Raw genomic sequence first — 16778 nt, forward strand, 5'->3', positions numbered from 1 at the left:
GACATACGCCGCTGGCGCGGCGTGGCGGGCGAGCCGTCTCCTGCGTGATGGCCGCGTTCCGTCTCCCCCGCCCTGGCGCTCTTCTCGTCTGTCATGGCTCCTCCTCAACGGAGCCACTCAAGCCCAAAATCTTGTCTCAGAAAACTCTACACCGGAGGACGATGTCGCGGCCATGGTAGGAGAAAGGGTTAGAAGCTGCCGTCAAACGGGCATTGGCGCGGCCTGGCTCGGAGGATGCGCTGTCGTCGCGAGTGCCTGCGTCTCTTGACAAGAAGCGCGGGGAACTCGGCGAAAAGGCGAAGCACCTGGCCGACTACCCCGGCCGGATCCGTGTCTTCATGGCCATCGCCGGAGACAAGCCCATTGGCAGCTACAGTGTCGAGGACATGCATTGCTTCCGGGACGTCGTTGACCAGATTCCGGTGAAAGCGAAGCAGCGCTTCCGGACCGACGACCCTCTCTTGCAGATCAAACTGAACTCCGAACTCGCGATCCCGGTGCCGCAGATTGACCCTGTGTCGGTCGACGCAAAGTATCTATCGCCGATCAAGACACTGTTCACCATTTCGTTTCCCTTGGCATCATCGAGCGGAATCCGCTCGACGGCATCGCTTCGAAGCGGGTCAAAGGAGAAGACGGCGTCGAAATCGATGCACCTGAGGAACGCCTCCCGTTCGAACCGCATCATCTCGCGGCGCTTCGGGTCATCTCCGACCGTAAGCCGAGGAACTCGCCCGACCACTGGTGGATCCGGATCCTCCCTCGCACAGGGCTTCGCCTCGACGAGTGCGCGGTCCTCTCACCTCTCGACACCCGGCACATCAATGGGCGCTGGTGCATCGACCTTCTGCATCTTGGTGATGGCGAGCCCATCCATCGCGAGCGGCGCAGGGAGCTTAACCTGAAGACCGCGAGTTCCAGGCGCGTGCTGCCTATCCACCCGGCCTTGATTGCCGATGGCTTCCTCGACTTCGTCGAGAAGCGCAGGAGTTGGGACAGGGTTCGCACCCAGCTCTTTCCTCAGTGCGGACCGGGACAAGTAAGGATGCTACTCGTCAGCCCTTTCGAAGCGGCTGGCGAGGCGAATCGACGAGGTGACGAGCGACAAGCGGCATGTGGCGCATTCGACGCGTCATAATTTCGCAGCTGCGTGCGATGCCGCCGGCGTGCCGGTTTCCGTCCGAGAGAAGTTCATGGGCATGCTCTGGACGAAGACGGCCAGAAAGGTCACAGTCGAAGCTCGAGCTATGGCGGAACCTGGGTGATGACGGTGTGAGAAAGGCGGCGTATCGGGGCGGTTGTTGAAGCCAGCCCGAACCTCCAGAGGGAGCGATACGCTGTAACGACAGATGCCACCATTTCCGCTTTCCGACATCCCGACGCGATCGAGGATCCTCTGACCCCGGTGCTGCGCGAGGGCGCCCGCCGGTTGCTTGCCGAGGCGATCGAGGCGGAAGACTAGACGTTCCTGGCCGCGATGCAGGAGAAGCGATTGGGCGACGGCCGGGCTCGCTTTGTGCGCCATGGCCATTGCCGGGAGCGAACCATCCAAACGGGCATCGGCCCGGTGTCGGTTCGGCGTGCGCAGGTTCGCGACCGCGGCGCCGATGCTGACGACGGATCTGGCGAGGGCGGTGCCCGAGTGACGTTCACCTGGGCGATCCTGCCGAAATGGGCGCGCCGGACGAAGAGCCTCGATGCGCTGCCGCCGGTCCTGTCTCTGCGCGGCATCTCGACGGGCGACTTTCAGGAAGCTCTTGCGGCGCTGCTCGGCAAGGGAGCCCCTGGCCTCTCTCCCTCTGTCATCGGCCGCCTCAAGGACGACTGGCAGAGTGAATATGACCGCTGGCAGCGCCGCGAACTGTCGGCCCGCCGCTACGTCTATATCTGGGCGGACGGTGTCTACCTCCAGGCCCACATGGAAGACGATGCTGCCTGCATGCTGGTCATCATCGGCGCGACACCCGAGGGCAAGAAGGAGCTTGTCGGCTTCCAGGTCGGGGTTCGCGAAAGTGCCCAAAGTTGGCGGGAACTGCTCGTCGACCTGAAGGCTCGGGGCCTTTGCACTGCCCCGGAGATTGCGGTCGAAGACGGCGCCATGGGCTTCTGGACGGCGCTCGAGGAGATCTTTCCCGGAACGAGGCACCAGCGCTGCTGGGACCACAAGATCGCCAACGTCCTCAACAAGTCGTAGATCTTGCCGAAGATCGCATTTTCCTCATCGGCGTCGATATAGCCGTCGGCTTTGGCGGCGGCGATCATGGCCGACAGCATCAGCCGGGCGCGATCATCCTCCTCGCCGGAGGGCACGCAGTTCCAGTCCGGCGTCGTCAGGTTGCGCGCGTAGGTGCGCTTGAACCCGCGCGTGCCCGGGCCGACGACGTGGAACTTGTACTCGTCCAGCCCGGCCGCGCCGACGGCGTATCCGGACCAGTAGCCCGCTCGGTCGCGCACCAGCCAGCACGCCTCATAGTCCGTTCGCCACCCATTGAACGTCCCGCACACCGAGACCTCCAGCGCCCACGGCGCCCGCACACGGAACGTGCAGCCTACGGGGACTAGGTTCGCTCCCATCGGCGTGCCGGGACCGACGCGGCTCTGATCGGCTGGCATCAGTTCGCCTCAGTCGTAGCCCCCGAACATCAGGAGATGGATATCGTTGTCGGTGGCGTTCATCAGCCCGTGCAGCATGCCCGGCTTCAGAAGCGCGTAGTGCCCCTCCTTCAGCGTGCGCAGCTCGAAACAGCGCTCGCGCTCCGGCTGCTGGTACCAGTCGCCGGTGATCATCATCGCCTGTCCCTTCAGCATGAAGAAGATCTCTTGGTTGTCCCGGTGCCGGTGCAACCCGATCCCGCAGTCGTTCTTGAGGATGTGAAGGTCGACATAGTCGAGCGAGAAGAAATTCTCGTACCGCTCCCCCTGCGCTTTGTTGCCGTAGGCGTCGAACTGCCAGGGCTCCACCACGCGTCCCAGCTCTCGGCTGCCCGCGAAGCCGAAGTAGTTCGACATCAAATTGCGATAGTGCAGGATGCCGACGCCGCCGTGCGGGTTGGCGCTGACCCCCGCCTTGAGGTACGCGTCCCACCCGCGCAGCGGCATGTTGAACTCGTAGCGATAGTTGCGTCCGTCATTCGAGTCCCACACGGTGCCGCTCTGGTCAGCCCAAGCCACCTCCACCTTCAGCGTGCGCACCGGATGCATCGCGCAGTAGGGCGAGACGGTCGTCACGTCGACGTCGTCCTTGCCCTCGCGCGCGAAATCCTGCCGCTCGCCGGCGATGAGATCCGGCCGGGTGACGAGCTCGCCCCGATCGAGCGCCGCCAGCGCCCGAACGTCACCGTCGGCGGAGAACATCGCGCGGAGGTCGCGCCGATGGTCGCCCCAGAACTCGATCTCATAGCGATCCGTCGTCTCGTTGAGCGGCACCCTGACAAGTTCGCCCGCCTCGCGCCCGTTGACCTTGACGTAGAGCCGGATCGAGTCGCCCGGCAATCGCCCCATGGCCACCGCGAGCTTGGAGTCCGGTCCGCCCTGGTAGGACAGCTTGATGAACGGCACGATCCTATCCGGATAAGGCTCGTAGGCGCCGAGTTCCTGCCAGGCCTGCACGGTCACCCACCCGCGCAGCAGGTAAGTGTCGGTGATGACGAAATCGCGCACGTTTTGTTTCTGGAAGTCGGTCTTGCTGTCCTGCGCCTTGGGGTCGAGGACGTCGGCCGCCTCCCCCTGCGGGCCGACCAGCGTCAGGTGGCTGAACGGCAACAGCGCCTGCAGGTCGTCGGTCAGGTAGAAGTGCCGCTCGGCAGCAAGGTGCTGCAGCTCGCTGAGCCGCATCAGCTTCATCAGCGGGTTGGCACTGTCGTAGTCCGGCGCCGTGCCGGGGGCGATGCGCAGGACCGGATCGTCAGCGATCGTGGCGGGCATAACCGTCTCCGTCAGGACGAGTGGTAGCCGAAGGCCACGAACTTCAGCGGCTGCGTGTTATTTGCCGGGTTTCGCACGCCGTGAATGCCGCCGCTCTTGGTGAAGATCGTCATCCCCGGCTTCACCGGCACCTCGCGGCACTTGCGCACGCCGACGAGGTAGATCTCGGGGTCCTCCTTCACCAGCGGATAGGTCGCGTCGACTTCAGGGTCGTCGCCGTCACCGACGTAGGCGATACCCGCGCCCTCGGTGAAGTAGTAGAGTTCCTCCGAACCGACGTGCTGGTGCGTTCCCTCCACCGCGCCGGGCGGTATCTCAACCTCGTGGAAATAGACGATCGTGCCGCCGAGCTGGCGCTGGATGATCCAACGCATCCCCATCACGTTCTTCGACCCGTCCATCTCCCCCTCGACCGGGGGCGCGTTGTGGCGATAGTCCGCGCTGGTGCTCTCCATCATCGCGTTCTGGTAGAGCACGGGGGTGATTTTGCGCGCGTCGCGCACGTACGCGCGCTGGAAGTCAACGGCGTAGTACCTGTCGAGCACGGTGTTCTCGTTAGCGTTCGGCCAGCGGCTGTTCGGCTCCTGGTGCGAGCGCGAGTAATCGTTGTCCTCGCCGGGGTCGTTGATCCTGTAGTTCAGCGGCCGGTCGAGCTCGCCCTCGCGAAACGACGCCTTCACCGAGTGGATCTTCTTCAGCTCCCGCAGCGCGGGGCGAAATCCCGGCACCACGGTGATCGGCTTGTGCAGCCCCATCATGTCGAGCACCTTAAAGGAGTGCGAACTCGTCTCGGGCGTCTCCAGGGTTTCCCATATCTCGACCTGGTAGCAATTCACCGTCTCGTCGAGGAACAGCTTGACGTAGCGTCTCAGCCCCGCGTTGAGGCTTGCGTCCTCATGCTCGAGCTCAACCCAGGCGAGGACCTCGTTGCACAGCCGCCGCCCCCTCTCGCGCGTCTGCTCGATCAGCCGCCCCGCGCGGTACTCGAAGCGAAGCGCGTTGCACAGATAGTTGCCGTCGAGATAGACCTCGGCCTTCATTACGATGAAGTCCGCCCGTCCGCGCACCTCGGTGACGTTGTACTGGTAGCGCGGGCTGCGCGTCGCGTTGAGATACTGCGCGTGGTAAATCCGGTCGGGGAAGAAGACGACGCGGAACACCTGGTTCCATGGCGCCGAGGTTCGGGCGCCGAACCGCGGCCCTTCCGCCTTCAGCGCCTCGAGCTTCTCCTCGTCGATAGTCTCGATCAGCTGGAATCGCGGATCCATGGCTCAGAGCCTCGTCAGGAGGTGGTCGGCGACGCGCAGCGAGTTCGCCTGTATCGTCAGCGTTGGGTTGCCGCCGCCCGAGGTCGGCATGAACGAGCCGTCGGTGACGTAGAGGTTGTCGAACTCCCACGCCCTGCATGTCGGATCGAGCACGCTGTCGCCGGGGTCGCTGCCGAACCGTGCCCCCCCGAGGATGTGGTTCGCCATCCGCGCCAGCGCGTTCTCGGCCATGTAGATCGAGCCCTGGCCGCCGACGCCGAAGTTGTGGTTCACAGGGTCGAGCCCGAAGCGCAGCACGTTCCCGCACTGCTCGGCCATCACGTCCATCATGTAGACGTCGTGCTGGTGCCAGTCCTTGATGATGTAGGCGACTGGTCGGCCCCATTTATCCTTTACAGTGGGATGCAGCTCGATCCGGTTGTCGCGCTGCGGCACCTGGTTCGCCATGAAGCTGATCGACAGCCCGCGGCCAAACTCCTCGTCCATAAAGTCGATAAACCGGTCGCCCCTGATGTCGGCGCTGTGCATGAACCCCTTCCACAATGTGTCGAGGTCCTGGCTGCCGTGGGTGCGGAACAGTGACAGCGGCAGCGCCTGGTCGGAGGTGTTGTTGTAGATCGCGGCCCCGCCCACAGCCCCTTGTCGTGAAGGAAGTCGTCCGTTGCGCAGGCGTCCGTCGCCCAGTCGGCGTCGAGCGCCTTCGACTTGTCGACGCGGGTCGGCACGATCGCTCGCGCCCCGCCGAAGCAGTGCGTCAGGAAGTACCGGCCGAGGAGCCCGCTGACGTTGATCCGCGCGGAGAAGTCGCCATCCGCGGCCGACAGCTGCAACAGCCGCGACGTCTCGATCGCCGAGCACGCCACGACCACGAGCTTCCCCGTCACCGCCCGCGCCTCGCCGCCGGGGCCGATGAGGCGCACCTCCGTCACCTTGTTGCCCTGCGCCACGATCTGCGTCACCACGCAGTTCGGCCAGATCGTGAAGTTTGGCAGCGTCTCGAGGGGCGCGAGCAGCGCCACCCAGGTGCTCGACTTCAACCCGAGGGGGTCGCCGAATCTGTTGACGTAGCTCGTCTTCGCCGCCTCGGAGTCCGGCAAGCCGGTATCGTCGCGCGGAATCGTGCGTCCGCTCGGCGCATGGTCCTCCGTGATCACGGCGAGCGGGGTGCGGTACGGCGCGACGTTCGACCCGAGCCGCTTGCCGAGTTCGATCATCCCAAGCCGCGCACCCTCGCTGATCGGGTTCGGCTGCAGCGGCTTCTGGTAGCGGTCGGCGCTGAATGGCTTCTGCTGGTTGGCGCGCGTTCCGTTAATGCCGACCAGCATCTCAGCCTCGCCGTAGTAGGGCTCCATCTCGGCGTAGCTCACCGGCCAGTCGCGTGCCTCGCGCGTCACGTCGCCATTAGGGTCCTCCTTCACCGGGCCCGCCCGGCTCTCAGCGAAGGTGCGCAGCGCAAGGTCGGTCGGTGTGAAGCGCAGCGAGACGCCGCCGTAGAGCTGCGTGCCGCCGCCGACCACCTGCGCGGTGTAGCCCTCGATCGTGCCGCGGTCGCCGTCATGGTCGCGGTAGACGTGCGGCTCGTCGTTGATGTCGGGCTCGATGTGGCTGCTGTAGTACGACACGCCCGTGTTCTTCAGCCCCGGCACCTTGAAGATCTTCTCGGCGCCCGACGCGTAGAGCTCGTCGCGGCGGAAGTCGCTGCGCGCGCCCTGGTCGTTCGGGCGCAGCAGCGGCCCCTTGTCTATGACGAGGACGCTCTTGCCCGCCTTCGCCAGCCGGTTGGCTATCGGCGCACCGCCCGCTCCGCTGCCCACGATCACGACATCGAAGGATTGTACCATTTTCGGCCCCGGTTCAGCGGTAGTGCGGGCTCGTGCCGAGCGGCGCCTCGAGCGCCGCCCGCCAGTCAAACAGTGTGCCGACGGGGTCGCTGTAGCGCTCCTCGAGGTACGCCCACCCGGCGGCGCCGACATTGCCCGCGTAGCGCGGATGACCGAACGCCGCCGTGACGGCGTGGCGGCGCAGAACGTAAAGGAAGTACGAGGGGTCCGCGTATTCGTCGTAGTCCCAGCCAGAGATCTTGCGGTCGCGGTTCCGGCTCGCCGCCATCGCCTCGTAGAGCTGCACGTAGTCCTCCGCCGGCAGCTCACTGGGGTCGAGGTAGGGGTTCTGCGCGCGCAGCGCCCGCACGATCTGGCGCAGGCACAGCTTGTAGTCGATCAGCCGGTGCGCCTCCTCGCGAGCCAAGAGCTTATCGACCGCGTTCACCTCGCCGACCGACTCGTCAAGCCGGAAGACCTTGGGCAGCTCGTTCTTGCGCTGCTCCCGGTTCAGGCCGAAATAGTACCGCTTGAGGAAGTTCTCCGAGTCCGGATTGCGAAACGGCAGGATCTGCTCCATCAGCCGGTAGAGCAGCCGCACCTCCCAGGTTTCGAGCACGATCGGCTGCAGGTACCCGTCGGTGAAGAAGCGGGACCACACCCGCCCCGTCGCCCACGTCGCCCGCTGCGGGTTGATCGGGTCGAGATAAAACCGGCCTTCGCGTCCGATCCTGTAGTAGTGGACTTGAGCCTTCCGCACAAGCACCGTCACCGCACGGTAGCCCGTGTCGTTGCCGGCGAACTCGACGACCTCCATGCCGATCGGCCGGTTGAGCCCCGCAAACGTCCCGAGCACTGTGTACTCGCGCGTGTCTCCGGGCGACGTCTTGCACACGAACGTAACGACATTGCTCTCCGGATCATCCGCACGGGGCACATCGACGACTGGAAAACGCCAGCACTCGGCAACTTCACCTCGGAAGGCTGCCGCGGCCTCCTCCTCGGCGAGGTCAGGAACACGGCGCAGCCGAGTGATTGGCTTAACACAGTGGTTTAAGACGTACTCCCCGTCTCGAGCGTTCATTGAGCGGCCTAGGCTGTATAGATGGGTGTATTCAACGTCATTGAAACGCCTTTACGTTGCAAGAGGTAAGCCGCATTGTCAAGTAGCAGCTGCGTCCATTGGAGTTGAATTTTTGACTGTGGTAGGCGGCGCGCAACATGCCCTAAGATCTCGGTGGCGAATGTCCGCTTTGACTATTCCGCAGCTGCTCTGGCGACGACAGCTTGGGTGAGGGTTTTCGAATGCCGGCGAGCGCGACGATTACCGCGTTATGATGGGCCGGCGTCCGACAACCGCCCAAGCACGAACGAGCGGGTCTGCGTCCACGGCGTTTATGGGGATTTCAGAGACCGCGATCGGCTGCGCGTCGGCTTGACGATCTCGAATTCACGGATTCCTGATGAGGTTGCGGCGATTGCCGGACGCATCGGACCCTGCTCCCGCGCTTTCGAAGCCCCTCGCGACGTTGGATTTCGGATTTTCCCGCCCGTATGGCTGTCACAGCCTTGATGGGCACGAGTAGCGCCAGCGGCCGAAGCGGCGCGGTGCGGCAGGTCGAAATGGGCTCGCGGTTTCTGGTCATGGCGGCGACCGCCCGGTGGTCTTGCAGGTAAAGGGTGGCGCCCGGGCTCGGGCGAGGCTCGGCAGGATGGCGACGCGCCGCATGGCGCCCCGCAGCATGGGCAGGGCTGGAACACAAAGGCCTGCGAAGGCTCGCGTTCGTGCGGCTCCGTCGGTTCTTCGGATGCCGGGGTCGACGAGGCCGCCGGCGACGGTTGCTGCCGGGCGATCCTGTCTCGAACATGATCGAGTTTGGCTTCGCGATCTGCGCCGGCAAGCAGCCCATAATGCCGGATGCGATGGAAGCCCTTGGGCAGGATGTGGAGGAGAAAGCGGCGGATGAACTCGCCGGCCTCGAGCGTAAGCGTGCGGTGGCGGGCGGTGCCGTCCTGGCGGTAGTCCTTGACGCGGAAGGTGACGTTCGCCCCGTCGAAGGCGGTGATGCGCCACGAGGAGATGGCGACGCGGTGGGTGTAGCGCGACAGAAAGGCGAGAACGGCTTTCGGCCCGGCGAAGGGTGGCTTGGCGTAGACGACCCAGCGCTTCCTGCGGACGGGTGTCAGATGCCGGGCGAAGGCTTTGCCGTCGGCGAGATGCGCAAGCGCACCGCAGAAGACGAGTTTGCCGCGCGCATGAAGATCGGCGAGCCCTTCGAGAAACAGGCGACGGAACAAGGCGCCCAGTACCCGCACGGGCAAGAGAAAGGCCGGGCGCGAAGCGATCCAGCGTGATCCGCCCGGTGAAAGCCCGCCGCCTGGGACGATCATGTGGAGATGGGGATGATGGGTCATCGCCGAGCCCCACGTATGCAGTACCGCGGTGAGGCCGATGCGGGCGCCGAGATGCTTCGGATCGGCGGCGATCGTCGTCATCGTGCGTGACGCCGCCTGGAACAGGAGGTCGTAGACGGCGGCTTTGTTCTACCCCCCACTATCGGACGTTCCCTCCTGAGCCGACGGGACCCTGCTCGTCTCAAATTTTCGATCGGGAGGGAATACGCGCCGTTCGTCGGCGTCTTTCGTTTGCCAATCGCGGCTGAACCCAAGGACACCGAGCCATGAAGACCCTCCTCGCAGCCATCGCCATTCTCGCCGCCGGGACCTCGGCCGCGCTTGCCGGCCCCACCGGCGACCTGGCCAAGGCGCATATCGATGCGATCGCCAAGGGCGATACCGCCGCGGTCACCGCCACCTATGCACCGTCGGCCACCCTCCACTGGGTCGGCGGCCCGCTCGACGGCACCTATACGGGCTCGGCGATCGCCGCGACCTGGGGCAAGTTCGCCAAGGCGCAGACCGGCCTCAAGGCGACCGTCCTCGACATGCGCGAGAGCATGAACCCGAAAGGCGGGACGGTCGTCGCCGATGTCGTCTTCGCCAACGACAAGAAGATCCCGGTGCGCTACGTCATGGTGTTCCGGGATGGCAAGCTCACCGACGAGATCTGGCAGATCGACCCCGCGCTGGCGAAGTAAGGCATGTCCACCGACGAGATCGCGGCGCGGATCGAACCGCTCATTCCAGGCCTGAGGCGCTATGCCTTCGCGCTCGTGCGCGATCGCGATGCCGCCGACGATCTCGTCCAGGATTGCCTCGAGCGCGCCGTCGGGCGCTGGCACCTGCGCCGGCCCGACGGCGACCTGCGCGCCTGGCTGTTCGCCATCCTGCGCAATCTCCACCTCTCGGGCCTGCGCCAGCGCAGCCGGCGCGGCCCGCATGTGGCACTCGAGGAAATGACGTCGCCGCCGGCGGTTGACGGCGACCAGGAGGGCCGCGCCGGGCTGCGCGACATTCTTGCCGGGCTCGACGCTTTGAGCGAGGAGCACCGCACCATCCTCCTGCTCGTCGGCGTCGAGGACATGAGCTACGACGAGGCCGCGCGGGTGATCGGCTTGCCTGTCGGCACCGTGATGTCGCGCCTGTCGCGGGCGCGCGAGAGGTTGCGGAGCTTCCTGGAGACCGGGACGCGCTCGCCCCTGAGGAGAGTCAAATGAGTGGCAGGGACACGCCCGTCGGCGAGGACGACCTGCAAGCCTATGTGGATGGACGGCTGCCCGCCGAGCGCCAGCCCAAGGTCGAGGCCTATCTCGCCGAGCGACCGGAGACCGCCTCGGCCCTCGAGCGCGACCGCGAGATCGCAGAGGGGCTGCGCCAGCGGCTGGTCTTCAAGGCGGATGAGCCGATCCCCGCGCGGCTTCGCATCGCGAACATCCGCGCGGCCCGGCACGGCCGCTTCGCGGCCACTCGCCTGCGGATCGCGGCCGTCATGGGCTGGGTGATCCTCGGCAGCATGGGCGGGTGGCTGGCGAACGACGTCCTGCGCGCGCCAGCGCTGCCGACGCGCGTGGCCGTCATGGCCGACGAGGCGATCGCGGCGCATCGCACCTTCGTGGTCGAGGTGGTCCATCCCGTCGAAGTGCGCGCCGACGAGAAGGCGCATCTCCTGCAATGGCTGTCGAAGCGGCTGGGGACGCGACTGTCGGCCCCCGACCTGACGGCGCTCGGCTATCGGCTGATGGGCGGGCGGCTCCTGCCGGCGGGCGCGGGTCCTGCCGCGATGCTGATGTACGACGACGACCAGGGCACGCGGCTGACGCTGTTCATCAAGACCGACGAGAAGGACGAGACGTCGTTCCAGTTCGTCGAGGAGGACGGCGTCTCCGCCCTCTTCTGGCGCGACGCCGGCCTTGGCTATGTCGTGTCGGCGCAGGCCTCGCGCGAGCGGCTGATGCAGGCAGCGACGGCCGTCTACGAAAGCCTGAACCGCCCGGCGCCGAGCCTGTCCGGCCGGACGCTGTGACGCCCGACCAGTCTCACGTCTCGTTGCCGTGGCCGGGCGTGAGACGAAGAGATCGCCTCTCCAGGCGCCGCGCACTGTCCGGGTACCGACGCGGTGTGGTCGTTCCGATCGATCAAGGCGGTCGGTTTCGTCCAGCGTCTGTCCGGCAGCATCGGATCCGGTCGGGACTTCGCGTCCCCCAAAAATAAAAGACGCGACCACGGGAATGAACGCGATCGGCCGACGTCTTCTCCTTGACCCCGTGCTTCGAGGACCCTCCGATCCCATGTTGAAGATGCTCTTCCTGACCCTTGCCTGCGCCGGGGGCTCGCTCTCCCGAACCGAGGCGCAAGAGGCGCCCGCACACCAGCACTCGGCGATGGCGCCGGCCACATCCGCCGGTTCGCATTATGCCGAAGCCATCGCCGAGGCGATGGAGACGATGCATGCCGGCATGATGTCCGCCCCGGTGACCGGCGCTCCCGAGCACGACTTCCTGTCGCAGATGATCCCGCATCATCAGGGCGCGATCGACATGGCGAAGGCCGTGCTCGGCTCGACCGAGGATCCGGCGATCCGCAACCTCGCCCAATCCATCATCACCGAGCAGACCTACGAGATCGCCCTCATGCGCTCGCTGCTCGCCGCATCCGCCGACAAGGCCGCACCCGTCCAGGAGATCCCATGACCCGCACCGCCATCCTCGCCGCCGCGCTTCTCGTCTCGACGTCGGCCTTCGCGCTGCCGGCCGCCTCCGACCGCGTCTACACCGCCGACCAGAATTCCAACACGGTCTCGGTCATCGACCCCGCCGGGAACAAGCTGCTGGGCCAGATCCGGCTCGGCAATCCGCGCCCGGATGTTCTCAGCCCCCTCTACAAGGGCGAGGTCAACGTGCACGGGCTCGGCTTCTCGCCGGATCACAAGACGCTCGTCGCCGTGTCCACGGTGACGAACTCGGTGACCTTCATCGACACCGCGACCAACGCCGTGAAGGGCAGGACCTATGTCGGGCGCAATCCGCACGAGGCTTTCTTCACGCCCGATGGCAGGGAAGTCTGGGCGACTGTCCGCGGCGAGGACTACCTCTCGGTGATCGATGCCACGACCTTCAGGGAAACCGGCCGCATTCCGACGACGAGCGGCCCCGGCATGACCAAGTTCTCCGGCGACGGCAAGCTCGCCTTCGTCGCCAACTCCTTCAATCCGGTGCTCGAGGTCTTCGACGTCGCGAGCCACGATCTCGTCAAACGGATCCCTGTCGTCTCGCCCTTCGTGCCCTTCGTGCAGGTGAGCCCGGACGGCCGCGACGTCTGGCTGACGCACAAGGACCTCGGCAAGATCACGCGCGTCGATGCCCAAACGCTCGAGGTGAAGGAGGTCATCGACAGCGGGCCGATCTCCAACCATGTCGGCTTCGGCACCGTGAATGGCGAAACGTTGATCTACGTCACGATCGGCGGCGAGAACGTCGTGAAGGTCTTCAAACCGGGATCGAAGACCGCGCTTCTCGCGACCATCCCCGTCGGTGCCCTTCCGCACGGTATCTGGGGATCGGAAGACGGCAGCCGCATCTATGTCGGGCTGGAGAACGGCGACAAGGTCGACGTGATCGATACGGCGGCGCAGAAGGTCATTGCCGAGATCCCGGTCGGCCAGGCGCCCCAGGCTCTCGTCTACGTGCCCGGCGCGGCGCCGCAGGGGGGAGGCACCGACAATCTCACGGCGCTGAAGACCGGGCCGGAGAATCTGATCCTGACGCTGCGTGCCCCTGACGGCGTGGCCGGCTCGGGCATGGTCGTGTCGCGCAATCTGGGTCTCGTCGACGCGATCGACGTCAGCGTCGCCAAGCTGAAGCCGATGACCGAGTACGGCGTGTTCTTCGAGGGTCGGGACGAACCTGTCGTGGTGTTGAAGACCAACGACAAGGGCGCCGGCATGGCATCGAGCATCGGCCCGGTCCGCAGGATCGCCGCGCCGGGGGAGCTGGTTGCGGGGAAACCGCCGCGGCTCGTCGTGCTCGAGGGCTCGCAGATGAGCGCGGCCCCGGTCCTGACCAGTCGCTGAAGAGGGTTTGGGTTGAGAAGGGTGAACCGCACCGGCTTTCCCGGAGACCTCATTTCCTGAGAGAATGGGGTCATCATGACGAAGCAAACATCGAAGAGATATTCGCAGGAGGTCCGTGAGCGGGCTGTCCGAATGGTTCGAGAGCATCGCGCCGATCACGCGTCGCAGTGGGAGGCGATTTCCTCCATAGCGGCGAAGATCGGCTGCTCGGGCGAGACATTGCGCAAATGGGTGCAGCAGGCCGAGCGGGATCAGGGCGTGCGCGCCGGGCAGACGAGCGAGGAGCGCGACGGGATCAAGGCTCTCGAACGCGAGGTTCGCGAGCTGCGCCAAGCCAATGAGATCCTGCGCAAGGCATCGGCGTATTTTGCCCAGGCGGAGCTCGACTGCCGGTTCAAGCCATGAAGAGGTTCATCGACGACCATCGCGATGCCTACGGGGTCGAGCCGATCTGCCGGGTTCTGCCGATCGCCCCGTCGACGTATTACGAGCACGCCGCCTGCCAGCGGAATCCATCTCGCAGGCCGGCCCGAGAACGCCGCGATGGCGACCTCTGCGGCGAGATCCGCCGTGTCTTTGAGGCGAACTTCGGCGTCTATGGTGTGCGGAAGGTCTGGCGCCAATTGAAGCGCGAGGGCATCGACGTCGCCCGCTGCACGGTCGCCAGGCTGATGCGGAGCATGGGCTTGAAAGGCGTCGTCCGTGGCAAGCCGGTCGGGACGACAATCAGCGACAAAGCCTCGTCCTGTCCGCTGGATCGGGTCAATCGCCAGTTCCAGGCACCGCGACCGAATGCCCTGTGGGTCAGCGACTTCACGCTCGTGGCCACATGGAAAGGTTTTGTCTACGTCGCCTTCGTCATCGATACCTTCGCCCGCCGGATTGTCGGCTGGCGCGTCTCACGGACCGCTCATGCCGACTTCGTCCTCGACGCTTTCGAGCAGGCGCTTCAAGACCGGAGGCCCTTCGCCGGTAGCGGGCTCGTGCACCATAGCGATAGGGGCTCGCGATATGTCAGCCTTCGCTACACCGAGCGGCTGGCCGACGCCGGCATCGAGCCCTCCGTTGGCAGTGTCGGGGATTCCTACGACAACGCTCTCGCCGAGACGATCAACGGCCTCTTCAAGACCGAGGTGATCCACCGGTGCGGGCCGTGGCGCAGCTTCGAAGCCGTCGAGTTCGCCACCCTCGAATGGGTCGACTGGTTCAATCATCGCCGGCTGCTCGAGCCGATCGGCAACATCCCGCCCGCCGAGGCGGAAGCCGCATACTACGCACAGCTTGAGGCGGTCCCGATCGCCGCGTAGGATTCAAGCCGACCGGTCTCCGGGAAAGTCGGGGCGGTTCAGTCTCCTGACCTGTGCCAAGTGTGTTTCAGCAATGACCATGCGTACGGGCAAATCCGGTAAATACAGATACTACGCCTGCGCCGGGCGCCAGGCATGCGGCAGCAGTGCCTGCTCGGGGTGGCCGAGGAAGCCCGAGACCTGTCTCGCAAGAACGCGAGCGGCTTGGCTATCGCAACGAGCCCGGACGAACACGCTGCTGTTCAATCTGGCGATCCCATCGGCTGATACGAAGCGAGACCGCTACCCTATGAGGAGCGACGGGCGCGGCATATGGCAGGCGGGGTCCGTCAATCCCGGCGCATGGCAGCATCCCCGGTCCGCCGCTGCGCTTCCTTCAGATCCCGCATCAGTTGTTCGTTCTCGTGGATCAGCCGCTCGCGGTCCCGGCGCTCCCGCTCCTCCTCCTCCTCGCGGTCGGTCAGGACGTTCGTCTTGTGGATGTTGGCGGCGAGGTCAGCGATGACCTCGACCATCGCCTCCAGCGCGGTGACCCGGGCCTTGCCGACGGTCTCGCTGTCGCGATGATCAACCCAGGCCATCTCCGCTCGTATCGTTTTTGGCACACACGCTGCGATCATTGCAGCAGGCCGTTTCGTCACTCGACAAACGGGAAGTCTTGATCATAAATCGGTCACACGGTGGTGTCGGTCACAAACTGTTTCGTATCGCGTCGGCCTCGCTGGAAGTTCGCTTTTTTGCTCATGCGGGATACACGATTGCAATGGCTACGACAGCGCCGATGGATCTTCTTCGTGTTACCCGAGACTCTGCTAACAATTACACCGTAACGTACGACTACACGCCTTCTTATCTAATGTCTGATTATGACGACGGCGGTGGAGAAAATCTGAATATACTTGGAGATATCTCCAACGACACTATAACGACGGCCAGCGGTCTTCCCTTCACTTTTGTCTCATCCACATCAAACGGTGATGGATTCGTCGTGCGCTATAACGACGGCCGCTATTTCCTGTTCCAGTACGGCAACGCCTATGCTACAGGGGCGAGCCTCACGACGACCAACACGCCGTTCGCGATCTGCTTTACCTCGGGCACTCGGATTGCCGTGCCCGGTGGCGCCGTCGCCATCGAGGATCTGCAGCTCGGCATGAAGGCGATCACTGCGTCTGGCGCCGCGCGTGAGATCATCTGGATCGGCAAGCGCAGGATCGATTGTGCGGGCGAGCGGGCGCATATGGCGCCGGTCAAAGTGCGAGCCAATGCCTTCGGTCTGGGCATTCCCCAGCGCGACGTCCTCCTGTCGCCTGGCCATCCGGTGCTGGTGAGAAAGGACGGCGTCGAGGCCCTCGTCCCGATCATGAACCTGATCAACGGCACGACGATTGAGCGCACGCAGGCGGCGGTGACCTACTGGCACATCGAACTCGACCAGCACGACATCCTTCTGGCCGACGGGCTGCCCGCGGAAAGCTTCTTCGACACGGGCACGCGCGGCTGGTTCGACAACGATCTCGACGACGTCCTCGCCAATCCGGACCTGATCCCCGCCGGTCAGCATGGCCGCTGCCTGGAGGTTCAGATCGACGGTCCGCTGGTCGAGGCCGAGCGCAAGCGTCTCGCCGATCTGTTCTACGCCGATCTTTCATCGCAATGCGCATGGCCGAGCGCCGGCGAATATCGCGCCGGCTGATCAGCCCGAACGAGGGGATGACCGCCGATCCAGCTTTTCCTCGATCCGCTGGAAACCGGCGGTCATCTCTACCCGCATCCGCTCCAGCTGCTCGGAGGTGTACCGGGGCAAGGATGTGAGACAATATTCTGCGCTTAAGCGGCTTGCTTGATGTTCATGTTTTGCTCTTGTCTGATCGCGGCCGGTGGTCTTTGCCCATGGCGCTCGATGATCCACTGCTCGTTGTAGGTTCTCTGGAATTGGAGCAGGGCCTATCGCAAATCCTCAATGGTCTCGAACCATCGGACCCAAATT

Annotated in this window: 14 protein-coding genes, 3 pseudogenes and 1 other annotated feature; of the genes and pseudogenes, 9 read left to right on the plus strand and 8 right to left on the minus strand. The window is 65.0% G+C overall.

What is annotated here, in order from left to right:
- Positions 1-338: 338 nt before the first annotated feature.
- Positions 339-905, plus strand: coding sequence for a hypothetical protein (locus ATO4_RS27515; protein ID WP_139802712.1), 567 nt, complete (start codon positions 339-341; stop codon positions 903-905).
- A gap of 452 nt (positions 906-1357) precedes the next feature.
- Positions 1358-2188, plus strand: a pseudogene (locus ATO4_RS28565) (IS256 family transposase); the annotation flags it as partial.
- A 53-nt stretch (positions 2189-2241) separates the two neighbouring features.
- Here the strand turns inward: ATO4_RS28565 and ATO4_RS28825 are convergent.
- The 7 genes and pseudogenes from ATO4_RS28825 to ATO4_RS26065 form a co-directional block, all read right to left on the minus strand.
- Positions 2242-2613 (minus strand): annotated as a pseudogene (locus tag ATO4_RS28825) (hypothetical protein); the annotation flags it as partial.
- A 9-nt stretch (positions 2614-2622) separates the two neighbouring features.
- Entirely contained in the window at positions 2623-3924 is a 1302-nt protein-coding gene (locus ATO4_RS26045; protein ID WP_083595004.1) for a cupin domain-containing protein, read from the minus strand.
- A gap of 11 nt (positions 3925-3935) precedes the next feature.
- Positions 3936-5192 carry a cupin domain-containing protein gene (locus ATO4_RS26050; RefSeq protein ID WP_210191147.1) on the minus strand — a complete coding sequence of 419 codons (1257 nt, stop codon included), beginning with the start codon at positions 5190-5192 and terminating at the stop codon, positions 3936-3938.
- A 3-nt stretch (positions 5193-5195) separates the two neighbouring features.
- On the minus strand, positions 5196-5639 hold the full coding sequence (locus tag ATO4_RS28185; protein ID WP_210191148.1) for a GMC family oxidoreductase: 444 nt from the start codon (positions 5637-5639) through the stop codon (positions 5196-5198).
- On the minus strand, positions 5585-7033 hold the full coding sequence (locus tag ATO4_RS26055; RefSeq protein WP_210191149.1) for an FAD-binding protein: 1449 nt from the start codon (positions 7031-7033) through the stop codon (positions 5585-5587). The genes ATO4_RS28185 and ATO4_RS26055 overlap by 55 nt, the downstream gene beginning before the upstream one ends.
- A 13-nt stretch (positions 7034-7046) precedes the next feature.
- Positions 7047-7868 carry a hypothetical protein gene (locus ATO4_RS26060; RefSeq protein WP_139802713.1) on the minus strand — a complete coding sequence of 274 codons (822 nt, stop codon included), beginning with the start codon at positions 7866-7868 and terminating at the stop codon, positions 7047-7049.
- A gap of 1040 nt (positions 7869-8908) precedes the next feature.
- Positions 8909-9556, minus strand: a pseudogene (locus ATO4_RS26065) (transposase); the annotation flags it as partial.
- A gap of 137 nt (positions 9557-9693) precedes the next feature.
- Between ATO4_RS26065 and ATO4_RS26070 the strand changes: the two are divergent.
- The 6 genes from ATO4_RS26070 (at position 9694) to ATO4_RS26095 (ending at position 14788) form a co-directional block, all read left to right on the plus strand.
- Entirely contained in the window at positions 9694-10110 is a 417-nt protein-coding gene (locus ATO4_RS26070; protein ID WP_083595008.1) for a nuclear transport factor 2 family protein, read from the plus strand.
- A 3-nt stretch (positions 10111-10113) separates the two neighbouring features.
- Positions 10114-10629 (plus strand): sigma-70 family RNA polymerase sigma factor, encoded by a 516-nt coding sequence (locus tag ATO4_RS26075; RefSeq protein WP_083595010.1) that lies wholly within the window; start codon positions 10114-10116, stop codon positions 10627-10629.
- The gene (locus ATO4_RS26080) at positions 10626-11435 is read left to right on the plus strand and encodes an anti-sigma factor (protein WP_083595012.1); all 810 of its coding nucleotides are present in this window, start codon (positions 10626-10628) and stop codon (positions 11433-11435) included. The genes ATO4_RS26075 and ATO4_RS26080 overlap by 4 nt, the downstream gene beginning before the upstream one ends.
- 265 nt (positions 11436-11700) lie before the next feature.
- The gene (locus tag ATO4_RS26085; RefSeq protein WP_245308932.1) at positions 11701-12102 is read left to right on the plus strand and encodes a DUF305 domain-containing protein; all 402 of its coding nucleotides are present in this window, start codon (positions 11701-11703) and stop codon (positions 12100-12102) included.
- On the plus strand, positions 12099-13481 hold the full coding sequence (locus ATO4_RS26090) for a hypothetical protein (protein WP_083595016.1): 1383 nt from the start codon (positions 12099-12101) through the stop codon (positions 13479-13481). The genes ATO4_RS26085 and ATO4_RS26090 overlap by 4 nt, the downstream gene beginning before the upstream one ends.
- Before the next feature lie 75 nt (positions 13482-13556).
- A protein-coding gene (locus tag ATO4_RS26095) for an IS3 family transposase (RefSeq protein ID WP_139802714.1) occupies positions 13557-14788 on the plus strand; the annotation gives its coding sequence in 2 pieces (ribosomal slippage) (positions 13557-13848 and positions 13848-14788; 1233 coding nt in all).
- Positions 13841-13957, plus strand: a sequence feature (AL1L pseudoknot). (Overlaps the previous gene by 117 nt.)
- Before the next feature lie 329 nt (positions 14789-15117).
- On the opposite strand, the gene ATO4_RS26100 is transcribed toward ATO4_RS26095, so the two are convergent.
- A complete protein-coding gene (locus ATO4_RS26100; RefSeq protein WP_083595018.1) occupies positions 15118-15369 on the minus strand; it encodes a hypothetical protein in 252 nt (83 codons plus the stop codon).
- Between the two features lie 38 nt (positions 15370-15407).
- On the opposite strand from ATO4_RS26100, the gene ATO4_RS26105 reads away from it, so the two are divergent.
- A complete protein-coding gene (locus ATO4_RS26105; RefSeq protein ID WP_245308933.1) occupies positions 15408-16484 on the plus strand; it encodes a Hint domain-containing protein in 1077 nt (358 codons plus the stop codon).
- The last annotated feature ends 294 nt before the right edge of the window (positions 16485-16778 follow it).

This window comes from Aurantimonas sp. 22II-16-19i, assembly GCF_002088275.1.
In the GTDB taxonomy this organism is placed as follows: domain Bacteria; phylum Pseudomonadota; class Alphaproteobacteria; order Rhizobiales; family Rhizobiaceae; genus Jiella.